Source organism: Breznakiella homolactica, assembly GCF_016616095.2.
In the GTDB taxonomy this organism is placed as follows: Bacteria; Spirochaetota; Spirochaetia; order Treponematales; family Breznakiellaceae; genus Breznakiella; species Breznakiella homolactica.
Genome location: NZ_CP067089.2, coordinates 4,527,817 through 4,551,815 on the forward strand (window position 1 = coordinate 4,527,817; position 23,999 = coordinate 4,551,815).

At 56.3% G+C, this 23,999-nt stretch carries 18 protein-coding genes; 9 read left to right on the forward strand and 9 right to left on the reverse strand.

The genetic code is table 11. From position 1 onward, the window contains the following. Positions 1–58: 58 nt before the first annotated feature. Complete coding sequence (gene ftsH, locus JFL75_RS20295; RefSeq protein WP_215628489.1) at positions 59–2,029, forward strand: ATP-dependent zinc metalloprotease FtsH; 1,971 nt, start codon at positions 59–61, stop codon at positions 2,027–2,029. 101 nt (positions 2,030–2,130) lie between these two features. Here ftsH and JFL75_RS20300 read toward each other — a convergent pair whose 3' ends face one another. From JFL75_RS20300 to cysS, 8 genes are all read right to left on the reverse strand, one after another. Continuing rightward, a complete protein-coding gene (locus tag JFL75_RS20300) occupies positions 2,131–3,783 on the reverse strand; it encodes a diphosphate--fructose-6-phosphate 1-phosphotransferase (protein ID WP_215628490.1) in 1,653 nt (550 codons plus the stop codon). Positions 3,784–3,929: 146 nt separating this feature from the next. Next, positions 3,930–4,307, reverse strand: coding sequence for a CoA-binding protein (locus tag JFL75_RS20305; protein WP_215628491.1), 378 nt, complete (start codon positions 4,305–4,307; stop codon positions 3,930–3,932). A 46-nt stretch (positions 4,308–4,353) separates the two neighbouring features. Continuing rightward, positions 4,354–5,037, reverse strand: coding sequence for a UMP kinase (pyrH, locus tag JFL75_RS20310; RefSeq protein ID WP_215628492.1), 684 nt, complete (start codon positions 5,035–5,037; stop codon positions 4,354–4,356). Between the two features lie 61 nt (positions 5,038–5,098). Further along, complete coding sequence (locus JFL75_RS20315) at positions 5,099–6,739, reverse strand: transglutaminase domain-containing protein (protein WP_223292715.1); 1,641 nt, start codon at positions 6,737–6,739, stop codon at positions 5,099–5,101. A gap of 8 nt (positions 6,740–6,747) precedes the next feature. Further along, positions 6,748–7,314, reverse strand: a complete 567-nt coding sequence (locus JFL75_RS20320) for a hypothetical protein (protein ID WP_215628493.1) — start codon at positions 7,312–7,314, stop codon at positions 6,748–6,750. After that, positions 7,311–7,817 (reverse strand): hypothetical protein, encoded by a 507-nt coding sequence (locus JFL75_RS20325; protein WP_223292716.1) that lies wholly within the window; start codon positions 7,815–7,817, stop codon positions 7,311–7,313. Before JFL75_RS20325 ends, JFL75_RS20320 begins: the two co-directional genes overlap by 4 nt. Positions 7,818–7,875: 58 nt before the next feature. After that, positions 7,876–8,388, reverse strand: a complete 513-nt coding sequence (locus JFL75_RS20330) for an RNA polymerase sigma factor (RefSeq protein WP_215628665.1) — start codon at positions 8,386–8,388, stop codon at positions 7,876–7,878. 77 nt (positions 8,389–8,465) lie between these two features. Next, a complete protein-coding gene (cysS, locus tag JFL75_RS20335) occupies positions 8,466–9,920 on the reverse strand; it encodes a cysteine--tRNA ligase (RefSeq protein ID WP_215628495.1) in 1,455 nt (484 codons plus the stop codon). A gap of 38 nt (positions 9,921–9,958) precedes the next feature. Here cysS and murB point away from each other — a divergent pair, with 38 nt between their 5' ends. The 5 genes from murB to JFL75_RS20360 all read left to right on the forward strand — a co-directional run bounded on the left by murB (position 9,959) and on the right by JFL75_RS20360 (position 15,595). Further along, a complete protein-coding gene (murB, locus tag JFL75_RS20340) occupies positions 9,959–10,894 on the forward strand; it encodes a UDP-N-acetylmuramate dehydrogenase (protein WP_223292717.1) in 936 nt (311 codons plus the stop codon). A gap of 492 nt (positions 10,895–11,386) precedes the next feature. Next, positions 11,387–12,619 (forward strand): Crp/Fnr family transcriptional regulator, encoded by a 1,233-nt coding sequence (locus tag JFL75_RS20345; protein ID WP_215628496.1) that lies wholly within the window; start codon positions 11,387–11,389, stop codon positions 12,617–12,619. Between the two features lie 104 nt (positions 12,620–12,723). After that, positions 12,724–13,353 carry a hypothetical protein gene (locus tag JFL75_RS20350; protein WP_215628497.1) on the forward strand — a complete coding sequence of 210 codons (630 nt, stop codon included), beginning with the start codon at positions 12,724–12,726 and terminating at the stop codon, positions 13,351–13,353. Then, complete coding sequence (locus tag JFL75_RS20355; protein ID WP_223292718.1) at positions 13,343–13,864, forward strand: DUF192 domain-containing protein; 522 nt, start codon at positions 13,343–13,345, stop codon at positions 13,862–13,864. Before JFL75_RS20350 ends, JFL75_RS20355 begins: the two co-directional genes overlap by 11 nt. Before the next feature lie 483 nt (positions 13,865–14,347). Beyond that, positions 14,348–15,595 carry a hypothetical protein gene (locus tag JFL75_RS20360; RefSeq protein ID WP_215628498.1) on the forward strand — a complete coding sequence of 416 codons (1,248 nt, stop codon included), beginning with the start codon at positions 14,348–14,350 and terminating at the stop codon, positions 15,593–15,595. A gap of 104 nt (positions 15,596–15,699) precedes the next feature. Here the strand turns inward: JFL75_RS20360 and JFL75_RS20365 are convergent, their stop codons facing one another. Further along, positions 15,700–20,046, reverse strand: a complete 4,347-nt coding sequence (locus JFL75_RS20365; protein ID WP_215628499.1) for a DEAD/DEAH box helicase — start codon at positions 20,044–20,046, stop codon at positions 15,700–15,702. Positions 20,047–20,534: 488 nt separating this feature from the next. Here JFL75_RS20365 and JFL75_RS20370 point away from each other — a divergent pair, with 488 nt between their 5' ends. Genes JFL75_RS20370 through JFL75_RS20380 form a run of 3 tightly spaced genes read left to right on the forward strand, consistent with a single transcriptional unit; the run spans position 20,535 to position 23,832 of the window. Continuing rightward, positions 20,535–21,257, forward strand: a complete 723-nt coding sequence (locus JFL75_RS20370; RefSeq protein WP_215628500.1) for a hypothetical protein — start codon at positions 20,535–20,537, stop codon at positions 21,255–21,257. After that, entirely contained in the window at positions 21,254–22,567 is a 1,314-nt protein-coding gene (locus tag JFL75_RS20375; protein WP_215628501.1) for an SPFH domain-containing protein, read from the forward strand. Before JFL75_RS20370 ends, JFL75_RS20375 begins: the two co-directional genes overlap by 4 nt. After that, positions 22,564–23,832 (forward strand): SPFH domain-containing protein, encoded by a 1,269-nt coding sequence (locus JFL75_RS20380; RefSeq protein WP_215628502.1) that lies wholly within the window; start codon positions 22,564–22,566, stop codon positions 23,830–23,832. Before JFL75_RS20375 ends, JFL75_RS20380 begins: the two co-directional genes overlap by 4 nt. The last annotated feature ends 167 nt before the right edge of the window (positions 23,833–23,999 follow it).

Below are 23,999 nucleotides of genomic sequence, written 5' to 3' on the forward strand. Positions count from 1 at the left end.
GCATAGGTCCCATGGAAAAGCCTGAGCGGTTTTCCATAAAATAAGGAGCGGAATAGGTATGGATAACAATCAGATTGACAATAACGACAGGAAACAAACGCCTGAAAGACATAGCCCCAACATATTTAATTTTCTGATCATCGGATTAATTCTTACGTTTGCATTGAATATTATGGTTTCCAACCGTATGGCGAACCAGAAAGTACAGATAGAATACAGCCAGTTCATCCAGCTGGTGGAAAGCGATACGGTAAAACAGGTACAGATTGAAACGGACCAGATAGCCCTGACCCTCAAACCCGAAGCGGACCGCGCGGAAGTGCAGCGGATCCTCGGGACAGAGGAAAATACCGCTGAACCCGCGCCGCAGAACCGGTTTCAGCAGATGGCCGAACAGGCCCGGCAGAACCAGGTGTACTACACCGGCCGGATCGAAGACCCGGGCCTGACCGAACGGCTCCTGGCCCACGACGTGGCCTTCTACCGCCCCATCGTCCAGAACAACCCCATCATGAGCTTCATCACCAGCTGGATCTTCCCGATTGTGATCTTCTACGTGATCTACTACTTCCTGATGCGGAGCCTGTCCAAGCGGATGGGCGGCGCCGGCGGCATGGGCGGCCTGATGAATGTGGGGAAATCGAAAGCCAAGTTCTACGATATGGAAAAGAACACCGGCGTGACCTTCAACGATGTGGCCGGCCAGGATGAGGCGAAGGAAAGTCTGACGGAAATGGTGGACTTCCTGCACAGCCCCGAGAAGTACCAGGAGATCGGCGCGGTGCAGCCCAAGGGCGCGCTGCTGGTGGGTCCCCCGGGAACGGGCAAGACCCTGCTGGCGAAGGCGGTGGCCGGGGAAGCGAAGGTGCCCTTCTTCTCGATATCGGGCTCCGAGTTTGTGGAAATGTACGTGGGTGTTGGCGCGAGCCGGGTGCGGGACCTGTTTGAGCAGGCGAAGAAGCAGGCGCCGTGTATCATCTTTATTGACGAGATAGACGCGATCGGGAAGAGCCGAGACAACCAGCTGGGGAGCAACGACGAACGGGAACAGACCCTGAACCAGCTGCTGAGCGAGATGGACGGGTTTGATTCGTCCAAGGGCATCCTGATACTGGCTGCGACGAACCGGCCGGAGGTACTGGACAAGGCATTGCTGCGGCCCGGGCGGTTTGACCGGCGGGTGATTGTGGAGAAACCCGATCTTCCGGGACGGGAAGCGATATTGGCGGTGCACGCGAAGAAGGTGACCCTTGGTGCTGACGTGAATCTGCGTGACATAGCGCTGGCGACCAGCGGGGCCGCGGGAGCGGACCTGGCGAACATGGTGAACGAGGCGGCGGTGCGTGCGGTGCGGCTTGGACGGAAGGAAGTGCTGCAGGAAGACCTGATGGAAGCGGTGGAAGTGGTGATTGCGGGCAAGGAGAAGAAGGACCGGATCATGAACGCGAAGGAGAAGCGGATGGTTGCGTTCCATGAGGTGGGCCACGCGCTGGCGAGCGCTTTGCAGAAGAACAGCCAGCCGGTACAGAAGATCACGATCGTGCCGCGGACCATGGGGAGTCTTGGCTATACGATGAACATGCCCGAGGAGGAACGGTATCTTCTGACGAAGGGCGAGTTGCTGGCGCGGATAACGACGCTGCTGGCGGGGAGAGCCGCTGAGGAAGTAGAGTTCGGAGAGATGAGCACGGGAGCGTCGAATGACATAGAGCGGGCGACGAAGCTTGCGCGGACCATGGTGACGCAGTACGGGATGAGCGACAAGTTCGGGATGATGGGACTTGAGAGTACCCAGAACCAGTATCTTGACGGACGGAATGTGTTTACGGGATCTGAGAGTACGGGAGCTGCGGTGGACGGAGAGGTATCGAAGATCATCGATGGGTGTCATGATGAGGCGCTGAAGCTGCTTCGTGAGAACAAGGATAAGCTGGTTGAGATAGCTGAGTTCCTGGTGGAGAAGGAGACTATTACCGGCGAACAGTTCATGGAGATACTTAACCGAAACAAGAACGCGGCCATCGCCTGATAAATAGAAAACATATAAAAAAGCCGTATAGTATTCCTATACGGCTTTTTTATTCTCAGATCCCGTTTAGCACCGCGGATTGCCGCGGCTTATAATAAAGTTTAATGTTCCAGCTGCAGGGTTTTCGTCGGCTGGTCGCAAACTTCCGCGGGGCCGTAATACTGGATCGCTCCGGGGAAGAGGAAGCTCGTTTCCACCGCCCAGGTGCCGCGCTTGGAAGCGAAGGTTTTGAAGGGCTTGCCTTCGAGTTCGACCAGGGCTTTTCTGATGACCGGTTTTTTCGATCCGTGGCGCTGTTCCATGTTCATCATCATCGTAAGGGGAACGCCGCCGGCGATCCATTTATCCGCGGGTGCCACCAGGTTCCTGACACTGGAGATATATCCGGTCAGGCCCGACGCGATCAGCACAAAGGCGCTGAATCCCAGGGAGTAGCAGTAATCGGCGTCAAAGTTCGAGGGAAACGCGCACCGGCCTTCATACCCGAAGAAATGTCCCAGGGCGCTGAATTTCCCGTCGTATTTGCCGGCTTTCTTAAGTTCCGCCAGTTTTTTCTCCGTCATGCCGATGAGAAGCTTTTCGGTTTCGATCCGGGATACCTGGACATTGCCGTGGGGGTCCCGGTCCATGAGGAGCTGCTTCGCGATATCCTGGGGAAGGCTGGCGAAGAGCGCGGATGATTCCGCCGAAAGTTTGCTTCCGAGCCATGCGCTCTGGTCCTCAAAGGAGGGCAGGGCCAAAAATTCATCCGCGTTAATAGCCATGATGTCATTGAGTTCCGCGATGAGTTTTTTCATTTCGGGAATGAATTCCACAAGACCCTCAGGGATGAGGACTACACCGTAGTTCTGCTTTTTGGCGGCCCGCTGAACCACGGAATCACAGATCTGGTCCACCACCTGGCCCAGGGACATTTTTTTCGCTTCCACTTCTTCGGAAATAAGGCAGATGTTCGGCTGGGTCTGGAGCGCGCATTCCAGGGCAATATGGCTGGCGGACCGGCCCATCAGTTTTATAAAATGCCAGTATTTTTTCGCGCTGTTTGAATCCCGTTCAATATTTCCGATGAGCTCGCTGTAGGTTTTAACCGCAGTGTCAAAACCGAAGGACGCCTCGATATGTTCATTCTTGAGATCCCCGTCAATGGTTTTCGGACATCCGATAACCTGGGTGGGTGATCCTTTGTCCAGGAAATATTCCGCCAGAAGAGCGGCGTTTGTATTGGAATCGTCGCCGCCGATTATTACCACCGCCTGGAGATCCAGTTTCTTCGCCGTTTCCAGGGACGCGGCGAACTGTTCCGGTGTTTCAATCTTGGTCCGGCCGGAACCGATCATGTCGAAGCCGCCGGTGTTCCGGTATTCATCCATCATGGAATCGGTGATTTCCACGGTTTTATTATCCGTGAGGCCGCTGGGTCCTCCGAGGAATCCGTACAGCTTTGATTCTTTGTTGCCTTTTTTAAGGCCGTCATACAGTCCGGCGATAACATTGTGACCCCCCGGGGCCTGGCCGCCGGACAGGATAACGCCGACATTCAGCTTCCTGCGTATTTTGTCGTTGCTGCCGGAGGCGAATTTAACAATAGGTTTTCCGTAGCTGTGTTTGAAAAGGGACTTCAGTTCCGCCTGGTCCGCGATGGATTCGGTGGGATCTCCGAATTCCAGGGCAATATTGTCCACCGGCTGGGATAAACTTGCAGGAAGTTTCGGGTTATACGCGTAACGGGCTTTCTGCAGGGCTGATAATTCCATGACTTTCTCCTTGACGGTTGCGCTGTGATCTACCGCACCGTAATGCGGAATCCTGCGCTTCAGCAGGGCCGGCGGTGCTGTTCATGATAGCACTATACTACCGAAAAAAGCGGCCTAATTACAAGGATCGAAGGGCGAAAACCGGATTAAAACTGGCCGGTGCCGAGCAGCACCAGAGTGCACGCGTGGAGCCATGGAATCCCCGATGCATCCAAAGCCTTCTCGAGTTCGGGGTTCTCGGCTCCGGGGTTGAGAATTACCCGGGATGGTTTTACGCGGATGATATCCGGTATTAAGGGAGTTGACCGTTTCGCTGAGAGATAGACCGTGACCGTATCCAGGGGAACCGGTATCTTTGAAAGATCCGGAACCGCGGAAATACCCAGTACGGAAACGAGTTCCGGGTGGACAGGGTACACAGTGTACCCGTCTCCCTTGAGCCGTTCCACGGCTTTATAGGCGTACCGTTCCGGGTTGCCGCTTGCCCCCAATACCGCTACGGTACGGACATTGTTTTTTTTCATTTTTTAATACTCCGTTTTTTAAATCTATTGACTGCTCCGCCGGCTATTAGCCGATGGTGGTACCCACAAAGGGTTCTCCGCTGAATAATTTTTTGAGATTCGGCAGGTCTTTTCCCGCAGCGCAGATAACCTGGATACCGATTTTTGCCGCGTGTCTGCTCGCGATGGGATCAAAGGGAACATTCTTCCCGGGGACCCATTCATCACCTACCATGGCGCGGAAATCCGCCCAGGAAATGGTATCAATGGGTTTCGCGTCGGGGTTCTTTTTCGGGTCATCGGTATATACCCGTTCAATATTTGAAAGGTTTATGACCCGGTCCGCCTGGAACCGTTCCGCCAGCAGAACCGCGTCGTAATCCGAGGAAAAACCGGGCTTCCATCCGGCGGCGACCAGAACCCGTCCCACAAGGGGCCCCACTTGGGTTGGGTCAATAACCACATCCTGGGTGCACCAGTCTCCCATGACGGCCTTAACCAGCTGAGCGTTGAGCCGGGTCGCCATGACGCCGATCCAGTCCGCCTGCTCATCGATACCGCCGCCGGTCACAGCGCGGTACGCCTTCTGCCACGTCCGCGCCGGTCCGCCGCCGCCGATTACGAAAATAAACCGCCGTTTTTCGTCCTGCTCGAATATTTCCCCGATCAGCGCTACAAAATTGCGGAGAAATTCTTCATCAACGGAATCCGGCGCGACGATGGATCCTCCCAGGGATATAACAGTAACCATACAACCTCCTCATGGCCGCGGATAAACCCTCAGTGAACTCACGCGTTATTGCGGTCACCGGTTAGTGAGCGTACACACCGGTAATTATAATATCACTCCACAGGGATGAATAGGACTCCAGGGAGCCAACCGCTTCTTCCCATACATTCTGCAGCGCGTAACCCCGGTCGCGGCTGACGGTCCTTCCCCGGGAATCCATCTGGGAAAGCTGCGCCTGTCCGCGGGAGAAGGTTATGCGCTGGCTGTCAATATTTCCGAAATAATACGCGGCCCGGTCCTGGCGGGTATTCATCACATCGGAAAAAGCTCCCGATCCAAGGGCGGGGTCCACCGGAATCCAGCCGAGGCCGTCGATCCAGAATTCTGCCCAGTAATGGCGTCCGATGGCCCGGGACCTGTCTACCAGGATCCCCGAAACGGGCAGGGCGGGGATGCCCGACGCCCTGGCAAGGGAGCAGAAGAGAAGCGCTCCCTGGTACGCGTCCGCCTGGCCGCTGGCCAGAGCTTCCAGGGCGCCGCCCTCCAGGGGTTCTCTCTGAATTTCCATATCCTTTATAAGCCAGTCGTATATTCTTTGGGCTTTCAGGTAGGGGTTGCGTTCCCTGCCGGTTATCCTGGCAGACTGTTCCGTAATTTCCGGATCATTTGAAGGAATCAGCGGCGCCGCCGCCGTGTAGGCCGTATGCAGCGCCGAATTGCCGGTTTGGCGTATGGACTGGGGCCGGATGTCGGTTTCCACCGCGTACACTTCAACAAGGTATGAAAGGGTCACACGGGCTGCGGCTTCGTTCTGGAGATTGGAAAACCGGAACAGTGCCGAACCCTGATGGTTTTCAATAAAAGGTTCCATACTCCTGGCAAGGAGCTGGGCTTCCTTCTGGGAAGCGGATGTTTCCGGGAGCGGCATCCAGAGGTACAGGCTGTTCTGGCCTGAGGATTCCTGGACTTTAATATCCACGGAATAGGAAATGGCGTAACTCCGTTTGTCCTTGAAGGTTTTTGAGCCGGGCTTGCCGGAAACATCAAAGAACACGGGCATACTGTTTCCCCGGGGGGTTTTTATCTCCACATTGCCGCTTATTGCCCCGTCGGGAACCCTGATGCGGATTTCCCGTTCATTCCATAATTCATAGCCGAAATCTGTTTCTGATACCGCGACCTGGGACGGCCGGGCAACCTCAGCCGGCGCCGCGGGCCCGGCTTCCGCGTCCCAGGCAAAAAAGATACGGCTTCCCTCCCGGGATGATCCGAAATTCTGCCCCAGGATGGTTACCGCGGAACCTATGGCGCCGGCGGACGGTTCAATCGAAAGAATCCGCGGGCCGATCCCCACGGCGGGGCCCCGTACCGAGTGGGGCATAGTCGCCCGGTTCGAAAAAAGGGCGGCGTTGCTTTTTTCCTTGCCGGTATACACGTACACCAGCCCGGAATCCCCGAATTCCGGAACCCGCACGGATATCCGGTTATCGCTCCATTCAATGTATGAAGAAGCCGTGGGCGGTGCGCCGGCGATAGTGACGTAGGATTCATCCCGGTCTTCGCCGAAGTTTTCTCCGTGGATTGTGAGAACTTCCCCCATCATACCGATTCTCGGATCGATGGCGGTGATAACCGGGGTCTGTTTCGTACAGGAACTCCAGCACGGAAACATACACAGAAACAGGAAAAACCGAAGAGTGATCACCGCCGGAGATTTTTTCATGGGAAAAATTATTCCTTTGTCAGAGTCTGTGTTTGGGAGCTGTTATCCTTCGGGGGATTCCCGGAAAGTCCCGCTGACGGCCGGGCAGAGGATTGGGAATAGGGATTCAGTTCAAGCTGAATGACTATCTGGGCGTTGTTTTTGTCTTTTTCCGGTCCCAGGGGGAAGAAATAGATCTTCTCTCCGAAATCCAGGGGAATGGTCTGTATGTTGGTATTGTACCGGACCCCGCCTTCATTGGGGAGTTCGATCCAAACCTGCCCCTGGGCAACCATCAGGGTGCTGTTGCCGTGTCCGAGATACGGGGTGAACTGGGCGACAACGACGATATTCTGTCCGACAACCTGTATGGAAACCGGCCGGCCGGGGGTCGTTGTTTTTGAGATGTCGGAATTCCAGACAACTTCCTGGTTCTGCTCGACAATCCCGGCGGAAATATCCAGGACCAAAATCTGGTCCTGCGTATCCAGAGCCGGCTTGTCCGGCATGGACTCCTGGGCATAAACCGACGTCAGGGTCAGGAGGAATAACCCGCTGACGGCACCGATGTTTTTAACAATCCAGCGGAGCATCATGGAGTTATGGTTCTCCCAGAATAATCGGCCGCGCGGATAAGGGTAGGTTCCCCGTAACTCATAAAATTACGGCTTTCCGGAAGCCGGATAATTACGATATCCGTCCCGGATTCCTGGGTTTCCAGGTACTGGAGCACCCCCGCCATACTGGACGCCGGGATTATTCCCGGTGCGTCGGCGCTGACGCTGGCCATGGCCGCGTTGGCGTCAGGAATCTGCCGGGCCCGGGCGGGCCCTCCGGCCATAACGGCTATAAAGGCGATAACGAGCATCGCCGCCACCGCGGCGGGAAGCGGAATGGAACGCTGCCATACCGGGACATGGCGCCGCTCTTCGGTGCGGGCGGCAGTTTCCATGCGGCTGAGGTTTTCCCACACCCGGGCTTTGGCTGCCTCCATGGCGGCATCATTTTCAGCGGCGCCGCATGAGACCGGCCGGGACAGTTTGGCATACGTCTCAAGCCGCGCCGCGCACGCGGGGCAGCCTGAAATGTGCTGTTCCATTTTTTCTTTCCAGGGGGAGGGGAGCTCCGCATCAAGGTATACGGAAAGAATCTGGCGATCAGGACACATGACTACCATCCTTTGCAATCAAATTGGCTAATCGTTCCCGGGCTCTGAAGACCCGGACTTTTACATTCCCTTCGCTGATGCCAAGGGCCCGTCCTATCTCTTTGTAATTCAGTTCACCGTATTCTTTCAATATCAGTACCATCCGCAGATTTTCAGGCAGTTTTTCCAGGGCTTCCTTTACTTCCTGGCGGGTTTCCATTTTAAGGAATTCACCTTCGCCGGTTTCCTGTACCCGGGTGTCTTCCTTAAATGCCTTCTGATACGCCTTGCGCTCCCGGTCTTTCCGTTTTGCATAGTTTAAGGATGCATTCTTTACCACCCGGATAAGCCAGTATTTGGCATCGTCCTGGGTCGGAAAAACCATATTTTTTTCATGCAGACGGAAGAACGCTTCCTGGCAGAGATCCTCCGCCGCTTCCTCGCTGCTGGTTATGCGATAGGCTATCCTGAACAGGATTGGAAATACCGTATCGTACAACCGGCGGAATTCCGCCATTGACATCTTTCCATCTATTTTTGAAAACAATGTTTTCCCTCAATTGTTACAATAATATACACAAGTATTATTCCCGGATGCGGTTATCCGCGTTTCCAGGTAGTTCCCTGGGGACCATCCTCCAGAATAATGCCCCGGGCCTTTAGTTCATCCCGGATACGGTCCGCCGCGGCAAAATCCTTTGCCTTTTTCGCCCCGGCCCGTTCGGCGATGAGCGCCTCTATTTCGCTGATAAATTCCTGGTCTTCGCCGGGCTTATCCCGGTGGTCCGCCGCGGTTTTTTCGATGTCCAGGGCCAGGATGCGGTCCATATCAAAAGCCGCCGCCAGAGCTTCCTCCGGCGGTACCGTGCTGTCCCGGAGTACGCCCCAGAGTTCCGCTAATGCCCGTGGGGTCGAAAGGTCGTCTTCCATGGCTTTGCTGAAATTCTCAAGATAGGTCCGGGCTTTTTCTCCCAGATTGTTTTTTATATCCCCGTTTCCGGGAAAATCCGGAAGAGCCCCGGCTTTGTCGGCCAGGGTTCTGATGCGGTCGTTCAGGGAACGCCGGGCATTCCGGGCGCCCTCCAGGGCGTCGTAGGAAAACTGGACCTGGCTCCGGTAATGGGCGCCCATGAGGAAATACCGGTAGTCCAGGGGATCGTATCCCGCGTCCACCAGGGTCTGCAGCGTCAAAAAGCCCCCGGAAGATTTCGACATCTTCCCTTTGTCCATGACCAGGAATTCATTATGAACCCAGTACTTTACCCAGGGGTGTTTGCCCGTGGCGGCCTCGCTCTGGGCGATCTCATTGGTATGGTGAATGGGAATATGGTCGATGCCGCCGGCGTGGATATCAAACTGTTCTCCCAGGTATTTTATGCTCATGGCGGAGCATTCAATATGCCATCCGGGATATCCCCGTCCCCAGGGGCTGTCCCACACCAGCGCCTGATTTTCAAATTTGCTTTTCGTAAACCAAAGGACAAAGTCCTGGGGATTGCGTTTGTTTTCGTCAACCTCGGTGCGGGCTCCGGCTTTCTGTTCATCCAGCTTAAGCTGGGCGAGCTCTCCGTAGGCGGGGAATTTCGCGATATCGAAGTATAGGTTTCCGCCGGAGGAGTAGGTGAAACCGTTGGCTTCGATTTTCCTGATCAGTTCGATCATTTCATTGATATGCTCGGTCGCCCGGGCAACCGTGGTAGGCTTCAATATATTAAGCCGATCGGTATCGTTAAAAAACGCCTGGGTGTAGAAATCCGCGATTTCCAGGACGCTTTTCCCCCGTTCCTCGGCGGTTTTTACCATCTTGTCGTCGCCGCTGTCGTCATCCCCGGTAAGGTGGCCCACGTCGGTGACATTCATCACATGGTCCACGGTGTATCCGAGCCGCCGGAGGGTCCTGACCAGGATATCGTGGGTAACGTACGCCCTGAGGTTGCCTATGTGCGCGTAGTTGTACACCGTGGGACCGCAGCCGTAAAATCCGGCCTTCCCCGATGTACGGGGAATGAATTCCTGCAATTCCCGCCCTAAGGTGTTGTATAGTGTCAGCGCCATGGAACCTCCGGTCAGAACCTGATACAATTATAACGGATATGGTAAACCTACGTAAATTAACCGAAAAAATCAATATAGAATACCCTTTTACCGGAGAACTTTCATTTGATGAACCCATGGCCCGGCATACGACCTTTAAAGTCGGCGGGCTGGCGGATCTCTGGATCCGCCCGGGGAGGGATGGCTTTCCGGAATACACCGGATGCCTGCTCAGGGCTGCCAGAGACGCGGGAGTTCCCGTGTTTATCCTCGGCGGCGGGGCCAATATCGTGGTATCCGACCGGGGAATCCGCGGCATTGTACTGGATACCGGGGCGTGGACCGGCTGTTCTTACGATGACAGGGGAGTCAGAATTCTTTCCGGAACCCCGGCGGACGCCGCGGCGGAAGAAACCGCGGGAAAAAACCTTGGCGGACTGGAATTCCTCGCGGGAATGCCCGGTTCCATTGGCGGGGCGGTCTGGATGAACGCCCGGTGCTACGAAAAATCCGTATCGGATATTCTCACGGAAACTGAAATTCTCGGCGGCGATTACCTTCCCCGGTGGGTTACGGCCAATCCCGGTGATTTTGCCTATAAATTGAGCCCCTTCCAGCGGATGGATACCGTCATCCTTTCGGCGCGGTTCGCCCTGGAAAAACAGTCCGGAGAATTGCTCCGGGAAACCGCCGCCGCCCGGCGGGCTGACCGGGAGTCCAAGGGGCAGTACCGGTTTCCGTCGGCGGGATCGGCGTTCAAGAACAACCGGGATTTCGGAAAACCCACGGGTAAAATAGTGGATGAACTGGGACTCAAGGGGCTCCGCCGGGGCGGCGCCCAGGTCGCCCCCTGGCACGGAAATTTTATCATCAATACCGGCGGCGCCACCGCCGCGGATATCCGGGGGTTGGTGGAGGAAATCCGGGAAAAAACAGCCGCCGCAGCGGGATTTATCCTGGAGCCGGAAATTCTTTTTGTGGGAGATTGGGGATAGCGGCTGCCTTGTAAATAACCATGCTTCTGTGCCGCTGTTCCCCGGATAAGGCAGACGCTCTGCCCCGGGAAGGGGTGCCGGGTATGGCGGATGTTTCGGGGTGATCGGTTCCGGCGATACGGTATTCGCCGGGAAATAGAAATATACCTAACGGTAGGTATATTATGGAGTCACAGATTCGGACATATACCGACCGCACACGCGGGAACCAGGAGTGGGGGTGATGGAAGCCCCCGGAGCGAAAAAACCGAAGGTTTTGCCGTGAGGAGGCTGGAAGCAGGGGGAGCAGCCCGCGCGACCGGGCAGCACCCAGCCGGTTAAGCCGGAAAGTACCCGGGCCGTAATGGTTACGCCGGGGGCGCAGAACCCGCGGCGCCGGAAAACACGGGTGCTTTCCGGATTTAAAGAGCCTGTGCTCCCCCATTAACCGTTGACAAAGCCCGGAAAGGGTCCCTATACTTTTAAGAGGAATTTTCCGGATTGGGGATGGGGATGGCCGGTCAGCTGCAGCTCACGTTTGTTAATTTTAAGAAAGACTCATATATAGTGGTTGAAGGCAAGCAGAATGCCGACCGTTTTTTTATTATCCGCCAGGGTAAAGTCCGTATATCGAAAGAAGTCGAAGTTGTTGAGGAAGAAGGCGGCAACATCCTCGGTCCCGGCGATTTTTTCGGCGTCGTTTCCACTATGTCCATGCACAGCCACATCGAAACCGCCCAGGCCATCACCGATGTAACCTTGATTTCCGTTGCCAAGGATCAGTACGGTCAGCTTATACAGAATAACACCCCCGTGGCGATGAAGATTATTCTCCAGTTCTCACGGCGGATGCGGTATCTCGATGAAGCCCTTACACGGCTGACCCTCAAAAATACCGCGGAAAACGACCCGTCCCATCTGTTCAAAGTAGCGGAATATTACGCGAAGCAGAGCCAGTACAACCAGGCCTATTACGCGTACCACCAATATGTCAAATACTGCCCCCAGGGCCAGAACGTAAACCTGGCCCGGGAGCGGATGATGAAGATAGCGCCCTACGCCAGCGCGGTCAAACTCAAACACGGCGCCGATGAATTCAACCGGACCTATCCCAAGGATTCCATGCTTTTTTCCGAGGGGGAGCCCGGGGATGAGCTGTACATCATCCAGAAAGGGTCGGTAAAAATTACCAAAATCGTGGACAATAACGAAGTGCTCCTGGCGGTTCTCAAAACCGGGGATATTTTCGGGGAAATGGCCCTCCTGGAATCGAAACCCCGTTCCGCCAGCGCCGTGGCCTATGAGGATACCATGGTTCTCGCGGTAAACCGGGCCAATTTCGAGCGCATGGTCGGGACCCAGCCGCAGATTATTGCCCGGCTCACCCAGCTTTTGTCCGAACGGATCTGGTTTATTTACAAGCAGCTCGCCAATACCCTGATTACCGATCCTCTGGGCAGAATGTACGACGCGCTGCTTATCCAGCTTGAAAAGAACCGGGTGGATACCCTTTCCCACGCGGGTTATACCTTTGACTTCGGCCCCAAAGAACTGGTCAACATGGTCGGACTTCCCCAGGGCGACGGTACCCTGGTACTCCGAAAGCTCCTGGAAAACTCGAAAATCCGGGTTGTGGGAGAGAAAATAAACCTCGCGGATATTTCGGAAATCGCGAAACAGAGCGAATATTACCGGAAAATGCAGAAAATCGAAAAAGCCCGCCGGGAATCCACGGTCTGGTCGTAGTTCCGCCGCGGCAGAGCCGGGAACGGACGTACAGATCCGGTCCCTCCGTGTCTTTGCGGGGGCTGTGCCTTGATTTTTGCCTTCCCGGTGTCGATAAATAATATATGGAGAATCATATCAGCGGAACCGGACTTAAACGGCTGTTTCTGGCGATGGGCTGTATTCTGCTTGCCGCCGCCGTATACGGCCAGGCCGGAGGGGCCGCCCAGGAAAACAGTACCGGAACGGTATTCTCTCCGGCGCCCGAAAACGGCCGGGACAGTGAAAACCGGGAACTTCCCCGCAGCTTCAGGGGGATCAGCCTCGGTATGGACCTGGACGCCCTCAAGGACGCCCTTACCCGGGACAGTTACTTCCATTTCCGGGGCGACCGGGACGTATCGTTTCTGCCCAACCGCGAACAGACCCTGATCGACACCGTGGGATTCTCCTTTATCCGCCGGGCTTATTTTCAGCTCCGGGACGGGGCGGTGTTTATTATGGCCTTTACCCTGGACCCGAATCTTATTGACCATTATTCGGTATTTACCGCCTTTACGCAGAAATACGGGGAGCCGGAGCAGCTGGACCCCAAACAGGCTGTGTGGGTTTCGGGAACCACAAGGGTTTCCATAGAACGCCCGTTGACCGTAAAATACATCGATATGCCGGTGTTTAATGATATCATTGAGGAATCTTCGGTCCGGGAATCCGGAGAAGTATACCTGCGCCAGGAATTTCTCGATGGTTTTTAGCCCGCCCGGAAGGCGGTTTTTCCGCGGAACCACGGGTCATACCCGGATACTGCTGTGTCTGTGCTGGGCTGTCCTTCTGCCCGGGCAATCCCTGTTTCCCATGGGCGGGAGTCAGGGCGTGCAGTTTGACAAGCAGCCCCTCACGATTACCCGGGATAACGGTTCTTCGGTTACAATCGACGCTGAAATCGCCGTAAGCGACGAACAGCGGGCCCAGGGGCTCATGCACCGCAGGGAACTTGCCGACGGCGCGGGTATGCTTTTTGTGTTCAGCCAGGACCAGATGCTTTCATTCTGGATGAAGAATACCCTGATCCCCCTTTCCATTGCCTTTATCGCTTCCGACGGCCGTATCCTGGAAATTCACGATATGGAACCGGAAAGCACTATTCCCGTTAAATCGACCCGCTCCGCCCGGTATGCCCTGGAAGTTCCCCAGGGGTGGTTTACCCGGGCGGAAATAATTCCCGGTGACACTGCCGACCTCCGGAATGTTCCCCGGGGCCGGTAAAAACCGGTTCATCTGTACTCTTTTCACCACCCGTAATTCATAGATCCCCGTATTTTTCCCTGTGAGGAAAATATCCTTGATTCTTCATTGTTACTTTTTTGATATGACAAATATGTAAAATATCTCCAAATTTACTAATAAATTAATATTTTATAACCGTGGGTACCGATACTATAATGCCGGAATGTTTGTTTAAACCTCCGGGGTTGGTTTTTCTTTGACCCCTCAGGGATAGTTCAAACTGATAAGGAGGCAGGCGTTTTGATACGGCCGTACAGCGGTTTTTCCGGATCAAATACTAAACGCCGAACGGTGAATATTTTGGTAATTAATTGTATTCCGCTGGAATAGTGGTTTTAGCTGTCCGGATGATACCGGTTTGTGCGTCCGCCGTGTCCATTTCTGCCAGGTCATGGGCACGGCGGTTCTTTGGCTTCATCCAGGCGGCTGAAACGCGGTGTAATTAAAAAAGGAGAATAATTTTTGAAAAAAACATTTCATGTAACAATAATATCGGCGGCGATAGTGCTCGTCTTTATTATTATCGCCTGCAGCAATCCCTCTTCATCGAGTTCTGCTTCCGGCGGGTCCGATGTCTTGGCGGATCTGCCCAAGTCTGACGGCAGTACCGGATCAGGGAGCGGCACCGGGACGGGAAATGGTTCCGGATCAGAGGACAATACCGATTCTGAAAACGGTTCCGGGTCTGGGGGGGATTCCGGGCTGAACGACGGAACACGGTCCTGGCAGCTGGTGGGCAGCACCTTGTCGTTCCCGGTGGCCAACAGCAGCCGCAGCATGCTGGCAATCTGCAGCGGGGGGACGCCGTATATGGCGTTTAACAACAAAGCGGATGAGGACAATCTGACGGTAAAAAAATATACCGGTTCCGACTGGGTGACCCTGAGCAATTCCGGAGACGCCCTTGGATACAGCCAGGATATTTCCGTGGATATTTACAACGATGTGCCGTATATCGCGTATCTTGACAGCGAAAACGCCACCAGGGTTAAGCGTTACGAAAACGGTGTATGGGCGGATGTGGGCGATACGAGTTCTTTCGGATGGGGGGTCGATATTAATCTGGTCAACCACCAGGGAACTCCCTATGTTTCTTATACCGATGCCGAAACCTACGCTGTTAAGGTAAAAAAATACCAGAACGGGTCCTGGTCCGATGTGGGCGGTTCAATTTCCGACGGATGGGGCTGGTACGCTTCATTGTACATAGACAATGGTATCCCCTATGTAGCCTTCCTCAACCAGGAAAGCTCGGGAGTGGTTGTAAAAAAATACACCGGAGCGTCATGGGAAACCGTGGGCACAGCCTGTTCCAACGGATACGATAAAAACGTTTCGCTGTATGTCGACAACGGAACGCCCTACGTAGCGTACCAGGACTATGACCGCGGCGAAAAAGCGGTGGTAATGAAATATAGCGGCGGCAGCTGGAACCAGGTGGGCAGTATCGGCTGTTCCTTCGGCAAGGCCGATTATATTTCCCTGGCCGTTGCCAACGGAACGCCCTACGTAGCTATCTGCGACTTTGACAACGGAAACTCCGCCGCTGTTTCGGCGTACAACGGATCAGAGTGGGTCCTGGTTGGTGAAAACAACTGCTCATCCCAGTCCGCCGTATATACCACGGTCAGGGTTCATGATAATACACCCTATATAGGATATCAGGATTACAGTACGGGAAAATATACCGTAATGGCCTATATGAAATAAAATAAATTCCAGCGGGATACAATAAAATCCGGGCCGCGCGGTTTACCGCCGCGGCCCTTTTTTTGAAGACCGGTTTAGCCGCCCGCGGGCGGTTCAGTCCGTAATCACCAGAGAACGAGTTTTCCCCGGTCCTGTTCGAAACCCAGGAGCTTCAGAATCGGAGCGAATTCGCTGGCCGCAGCACCTTTGCCGTTGATGGTTTCGGTCACCACTTTTCGTTCGGGATGGACCGCCCGGGTTTTGTACGCCGCGGTGAAGGACAGGATTTCCGCAGCCTTGGGGTCATCGGGAGAAAAGAACAGCTCCAGTTCTCTCCCGCTTCGGTAGGATACGGCTGCCAGCGCGGACCCCCGGAAACAGAGCCGTGTAGAAGCCAGCCGCGGCGGCAGCCGCGGATCGGATCCCTCAATACCCAGACCCGCGGGGCTTGCGGGATCGGCGGCGTTCATCCAGTATATTCCTTCTTCGGAATCGGCTTTATCCAGATCCTCAGCGATTGACGGCGCGGCGAACTGGAGGGACGTAATCCCGCTGAAAAACCGGCCCGCCACCAGTTCTCCCGCCAGCTCCAGCCGCCGCATAGCCGGAAGAAGCCGGCCCCAGCCAAGGGGCCCTCCGGTTTCACGTTCCAGGAACGGCCGGCAGAGTACGCCCCAGCGCCGGACGAGCAGGCGTACCCGGTCGCGGTCCAGTTCTTCCGTCTCCAGCGGGTCGAATCCTTCATCCTGTTCCGCTGCCAGAGGATACCACCTGCCGGGCAGGGGAGATCCCGAACGCCACCGGTCCCTGAGGGCCCGAGGGACCCGCCGCGGCCGGCCTCCTGCGGGGGCTTCCGGCAGAAGGTCGGCGCTTTCCCGGGGATTGAATCCGTTTTCGATTCCCCGGCGCAGGGCTTCCCATGAATCCGACGAAAGCCTGCCGGACCACACTTCCTTCCATAATGCCCTGATAGCCGCCGCCGAATCAAGGCCAAGCGCATCCTTCAGCTCCCAGAAATCCTTGGGTCTGTCCCAGCTGTTCAGCAAGGAAAAGAAGGGCGGACCCGGCGGAATTCTTTCGGGAAGAACCAGATCGAGATCCTCGGGAAGGCAGAAACCGGCTTTTTCCCTGCCCTGTCCGTACCAGAGAAGTTCTCCGCCGCCCAGTTCCGCTTCCAGGGTTTCCGGACGGTAGGAGGAATCCCGGGCGGGGAGCAGTTCGCTTTCCCAGAGTTTTACCGGAGCAGTATAGCAGGCAAGGGTTTCCCAGGGTTTCTGCCTCTGGGCGGCAATGCCCTGGCGGATGGCCAGGAACGGGGCAATCAGCGAGGGCGGCCGTTCCCGGATCTGAGGGCGGGCTTTTTTCCGTGAAAGCCTGAGGAGCAGTTCCAGGTTATCCCGGTCCGAGATAAGATCATTTTCCGCTGCCTCCCCGGAGACCGCCACGTGCCGGACGACTTCCCCTTCCTCGGCCAGGGCATCCACCGCGTCGTCGGCTTCACCCGGGGAAACGCCGAAGATCCCGGCAATACGGGCAAGGTCCAGGGGCCCCTGGTACCGGAGCCAGGGGCCGAGCTGGGTAAGGGCTTCGTCCTGCCAGGTTTTCTCCCATTCCCGGTGCACCACCGACGGGATTTCAGCATTGCCGCGCTGCAGTATCCTGAGCATTCCGCCTAAGGTATGATCCCGCTCCCAGGCGGTTTGCACTTCTTCCGGAGAAACCGCCATGAGCCGTTCCCATTCATCCAGGGGAATAGCCAGCCGTTCCTTTGCCCATTCGGTGAGGCCCGGTATGTCCTCCGGGGCCCACCCGGGGAGTTCCCGTTTGAGCCGGGCGGTAAAATCCGACACCAGGGCGGCGGCGAGCGCCGGCCGGGCTTTGGCGTCTCCAAGGGCTTCTTCGATAACCCGGTCCCCCAGGGAACTGCCCCGGTGTTCGGGCTTTTCGTCGGTATCGTACAGGAACCGGTTGGTTTCTTTCCAGATCATGTCCCGGGAAAAGGGTGTCGGTTCCTGGGTCCTGAAAAACTGCAGCTTTACGGTTCCGTCCCGGATATCCTGGATCAGCTCATCAAACCCCGGCAGATCGAACTGATCGCAGAGACAGCTCCGCCACGCTTCGGCAATGGCAGGAAAATCACCGTATCCGGAAACCACCTCAAACAGCCGCCGGGCCCGCTGGCGCATGACCCAGAGGGGCGTCCGCTTCCCGAAACCCGCCTTGGGAAGCAGCAGGGACCGCTCCGCCGCTTCACGGAAGGCCGCGCCGAAAACCCCGGAGGATTCCAGCCGCCGGCTGAAGTAATCCCTGCCCTGGTCGTTTTCACCGAGGCCGCGGAGGGCCTCCCGGAGGTAATCCTCGGGGCTTTCCTCAAAAGTCCGGGGCAGTACGATGAGTATGGAATTGTCATCCGGTATTGTTTCCACCCGGAGCTGCAGCTCCTCTTCGAGTTTTTCCGCCAGAGCCATGGCCAGCGGATAGTGGACCGCGCCGCCGCGGAATGCGTGGATGATTATTGAAAGGGAATCCCCCCGGTTTACCGGATCATCGATAATCTCTATCGGAATGGAATACGTTCCCGGCAGCATACGCCCCTGCTGGGCTTGTTTCTGGGCCTCAATAAAGTCCCTGAGGCTCCCGGCGGCCCCTTCGGTAAAACCTTTTTTCTTCAGCTCATCCCCGGGGAACATGTTTTCATTGCTTTTATCGAGAATTGCCAGGATACGGCGGACCAATACGGGGCTGCGGTAAACCGCCTCGGCCCTCCAGAAGGGCACAAAGTCCGCCGGCCGTTCCAGGGGCACCACCTCCACGGCTTCCGGTCCGATGGATGCTATGCTCCAGGAACGGGTCCCGAAGGAAAAGGTATCGCCGGTTCTCCGTTCCCAGACGAATTCTTCGTCCAGTTCCCCGATTTTCGTGCCCCCCGAAATCCGCATGGAGTAACTGCCCCGGTTGGGAATAACCCCGCCGGAGGAATACAGTAGCAGGAGGGTTCCGTCGGCGGTCCGGATGGTTCCGGTCTGGGCATCGAAAAACAGCCGCGGTTTGAGATCCCTTAGGCGTGTCGTTGCGTAGCGTCCGGCAAGCATCTGGACGACCCGGTCATAGGACTGCCGGGAAAGGGTTTTAAATGAATAGAATTCCCGCAGCAGTTCATAGAGTTCATCTATATTGCGTTCTTTTTCGGATACCAGGGCAAGAATAGTCTGGGCCAGGATGTCCAGGGGATTCTCGATGGTTTTGGCTTTTTCGATTTCCCGGCTTTCCACCGCGCCGGAAAGTGCCGCCGCGCAGAGCAGATCCATGCCGTGGAAGGGAATGATCCGGCCCCGACTCACCATGCCGACCCCGTGGCCGGCCCGGCCGATCCGCTGCAGCGCCGCGGCGGAGCTGCCGGGAGTTCCCGCGAGGATCACCTCATCCACACTGCCGATATCGATCCCCAGTTCCAGGGAACCGGTGGCCACCACGCAGGGCAGTTCCCCGTCGGCGAGACGCTGCTCCACACTGCGGCGGACCTCCCGGGAAAGTGATCCGTGATGGGCAAAAGCCACGGTGGTTTCCGCCCGTTCGTTCAGCAGAAAGGCAATGCGCTCGGCCCTCCGACGGGAGTCGGTAAATACCAGGGTGGTCTTATTTTCCCTGATCCGTTCGCTGATGATATCCACCAGCACGGTATACCGCGCCCCGTAGCGGTCGGTTTTCCGCTGGCGTTCGTTTTTCCGGTCGTATCCGTGCACGGGAATTTCAATAGCCGCCGTGGGATACTCCACGGTCAGGTCTATTTTCTTTTCCGCAGGGGGCGCCACAATGGCCACTTCCCGGAATCCTCCCGCGAAAGCGGCGGCTTCCTCGGGTGGGTCCACCGTTGCGGAAAGAGCCACCCGCTGGAATTCCCCGGCCTCCAGGCGGAGCCGGTCTATCTGGCACGAAAGAAAACTCCCCCGCTTGTTGCCGAGGACCGCGTGGATTTCATCAAGAATAACGTACCGCACCGCGGAAAGAACCAGGCGGCCCTTGGGGCTGAGCAGGAGGATGTTGAGGCTTTCCGGGGTCAGGGCCAGGATCGACGGAGGGTGGGAAAGAAAGCGCCGCCGCTCCGACTGGGGGGTATCCCCGGAACGGGTCTGGACCGTTATATCCGGGAAGGGGACTCCTTCTTTTTCAAACCGGGACCGGAGTCCCGTGAGAGGGTCAAGAAGATTGCGTTTGATATCCTCGTTGAGGGCTTTAAGGGGAGATACATACAGCACCGACAGTTCACCCGGCGGATATTCTCCGGAGATAAGCCGGGAAAGGGCCACCAGAAACGCGGTCAGGGTTTTTCCGCTTCCCGTGGGCGCCAGGGCAAGGACGTGTTTCCCCTCGTGAATAAGCGGCCAGGCTTCGGCCTGTACGGGAGTAGGGGAACCGTAGGTTTCACGGAACCATTTTTCGATTAACGGATGGAAAATACCTGGCACTGTCATGGTTTTACTATCCGATGCGGGGAAGCCTTTGTCAAGAAATGGGGGAGCAGCGAGTCTGGCAAGCCGGAAAGCACCCGGTGAGTACCATCATGGCCGGGTGCTTTCCGGCTTAACCGGCTCGGTGCTGCCCTGAAAAGAGGGCTGCTCCCCCTCGCTCCAGCCTTGCCGCACTATTTGTGGAGTTTTGCGGAGCAAAACTCCTAAAAGACTTGCCGCTTTTAGCGGTAAGTCTTACGCTACCCCCACTTCGGATCCCTGGGGTCTGCTTTACCGGTTTTCCCCCATAATTCACCCATCTCAATAATAGTTTTCTTTAATAAATCCTACCTACCGTTAGGTATAGATGCTTCCCGGTCATGTCGTCTCAGATCTAAAGCAGGACCCCCGGACCCGGTATCTCTATACTTCTGTGCCGACGGTACGCATACTGGAGATGCCCGGAAAATTCTCTTGTAATATACCGTTTAATAGGAGATAGTAAAACACGTATGGAAACCCTCTTTATTGTATACGTGGCGCTTTCGGTATTCGGGCTGGGTGTTACGGTGGTCGACTTTATCGGAATTCTGGATCACGTCGGCGGCGGTTCAGACGGAGCTGACGGATCACAAGGATCCGATGACTACGGCGGTGACGGCCATGACAGTGACGGGGATTCATCCGATGGTGACGGGCATGATGCCGCTGACCATTCCGGCGGCGACCACTCCCAGGATACAACCTCGGACTCCCATCACGGTTCCTATATTGCCCCGGGGGATACCGGTGTAAAAGCCGTGACCCGGATCATGGGGATCCTCCGGTTTTTGGTGTATTTTGCCCTTGGCGCGGGACCCACAGGACTTTTCGCGCTTCTCACGGGCCATACTTCGGCAGAAAGCCTTGTCTGGGGCGGCGCGGCGGGACTCGCGGTGGCGGTGCTGGCAAAACTTCTGCGGAAACTTATCCGCAGGGATCTCGATTCATCAATAAAACCTTCGGAATTCCTTATGGAAAAAGCCGAGGTTACCGTCCCGGTGCTTCCGGGAAAAACCGGCAAGGCGGTGGTCCGCCAGTTCGGAAAGGAAACTGAAATTTACATCCGTTCAAAGGATGCCTCCCGGAGTTTTCCCCGGGGATCCTCCGTACGGATTGTTGATTACGATGACAGCTCCTATTGGGTCGAAAGCCCGGATCAGGAATATATTGAATCAAAAGGAGGCAATACATGAATACAGTCAATATTCTGCATGGAGTCGTCTACGGCGGTCTCGGCCTGGTGGCGTTCCTGCTGCTTATCGGTATTTTGAAATCCACCATCAGGGTCTCCCTGCCGGACCGGATCATGGTGGTTACCGGACGCAAGACGAAACGCCACGGCCGGGAATTCGGTTTTTCCGTAAACCGCGGCAGAACTGTCGTGGTCCCGTATTTCCAATCCGTGGGTTTCCTTGATCTTGATGTGTTTCCCATCAATGTCCGGGTGGAAGGGGTGAACAGCGCCAACGGGATAACCGTCGGGGCGGATGCCACGGCCTGCGTCTGTATCGATGATGACGACGAGGCGATGCTGTACAGCGCCGTGGAACGGCTTATGGGCAAGGATATCCAGCAGATACACGACCAGATCCAGCAGACCCTGGTGGGCAACTTCCGGGGTGCCCTGAACAAAGCCACGCCCCTCCAGGCCATCGGTATGGAAGATGTGGGTGAAAGCGGGGACGACGATTCCATGGGGGAGCGGGCTCAGTTCCGGGCGGAACTGCTGGCGGATATCAATTCCGACCTCCGGTCCTTCGGTATGAAGGTCGTTTCGGTCTCGCTCCAGAAAATATGGGATACTTCAAACTACATCGCCAACCTGGCCCAGAAGACCCTGGCGGAAAAACGGCGCCAGGTTGAAATCGAGGAATCGAGGCTCCGGGCTATCGCGGACCAGGCGGAAAGCGACGCCCGCAAGCGTATCGAAGTGGCCCGAAACAAGGCTGATGAAGCCATTATCGCGGTCCGTCAGGAACTCGAAGTCTACCGCCGGGAATCGTCGGGGCTTATCAGCGAGGCCGCGTTTAAGGCGGACCAGGCCATCGCCGAATCGGGCAACAGCGGAGAAGCGTCGGTCCAGGCCATGCTGGTGGAACTCCAGAAACTGAAAAACCTCACCGCCGTCACCCTGGAAGCGGGAGCCCGGGAAGAAGAAGCCCGGATCCTCGCCGAGGGCGAACGGAAAGCCGCGGAAATCCAGCTTTCCGCGCGGAACGAAATACTCAAGGCGAAAACCGAACTCCTGTCCCGGTACGGCGACGAGGGGGCCAGTATCATGTTCCTCCAGCAGAAACTGCCCCTGCTCTTTGAAAAATACATGGCCGCCACGGACGCCGCTTCGGTGGACAGTTACATTGTCATGGATTCGGAGGAAGGGTTTTCCGGCGCGGTCAACCGGGGGCCCCGGTCGTTCGCGGATTTCCTTAAAATATTTGCCGACGCCTTCGGCATAGATGTCCGTTCCCTGGCCATGCCCCGTTCCGAAGGAGGTTCGAAATGATTGTATTCGCCGTGGTGCTCGGCGGTCTGGTGGCCGTAACCATACTTATTCAGCTTATTACCAACATGAAACTCGTGGGCGGGAACGAACTGGGTGTTATTTCCGGCGCCGGAAAAACAAAAGGCTTCAGGACCTTTTCCGGCGGACGGGCGTTTATCGTTCCCATCGTGCAGCGGTTCAGCAAATTTGACTTAACCCCAATCACCATCGAAGTGGTGGTGGACTCCGCCATCGCCGCGGGGATTGTTCCCCTCAATGTCAAAGCCACGGTCTCCTTCGCCATTGCCAGCAATGAGGCGGGCCGGAGCTACGCCGTAACGCGGATTCTGGATCTCGCGGCGGACCGAGAAAACCTCGCGAAGATAGCCGGGGATATTATTGAAGGCCACCTCCGGGATTCCATCGCGAGCATGACCCCGGAGCAGGTCATGAAGGACAAGGACACCCTGGTAGCCAAGATGATCGATGTCTGTAAAAGCGACCTTGAAAATATCGGTCTGGAAATTACCACCATGAATATCGCCGATGTGGACGACCACCGGCTGCCTGGGGTTGAGGAGCCGGAGATGTATATCGCCCTGCTCAAACGCATCCAGTCGGCCAACGCCGAGACAAAAGCCCGGGCCGCCGAAGCCGAAGCCCGGGCCGCCAGCGCCGAGCAGGCGGAAGCCCGCCGGGCGGAAACGGAAGTTAAGAATCTGAAGAACGAACTGGAGCGGCTCAAGGCCGAGGTCCGGGTCAAGCTTGCCCAGGAGACCCAGCGCCAGCGGGTAGGGGTTGAGCAGGAAAGCGCCAACGCGAAAGCCCGGGTTTCCGGGGTTACCGCGGAACTCGAAGCGGAGAAGCAGAATATTGAACTCCTCCGGAACCGGTACCAGGCGGAAATCGTGACCCCTGCCCTGGCCGTTAAGGAACGGACAATCCTGGAAGCCAAGGCCTCGGTGTCCGGCTGGCAGGAAGTTGCCCGGGCGGAACTCGAGCAGATGGAAGTAACCCTGAAAACCGTTGGTGACGCCCAGGGGGAAGCCCGCAAAGCCTGGCTCATCGACAATTTCGAACGCATCTTCGACCCCTTCGCTGAGACCCTTTCACAGTATCCGTCGGGGCATGTTTCCGTAATAACCGGCGCCGGTACCGGCACCGAACCGATTTCCGCGATTCACCCCAACGCCGTGGCGGCCGCGAAAAACGATATCATCGCTTCCGCGTTCGAAGCCACCAAAGACCGGCCCAAAGGGCAGAAAGGAGATTCCGGGACAGTGTAAGGCCCTCCCGGCGGCGACTCTCAGTTTCCCAAAGGGAATCGGGCCGCCGCCGCTGGGCGGGTTGCTTTTTCCTGATTCATTGGTATCTTCCGGCAAATATCAATAGAAATATCTCATAAAATTGCCCCGCCGCTGATGGGTTTACCTTCCGCGGTATTCTTTGTCGG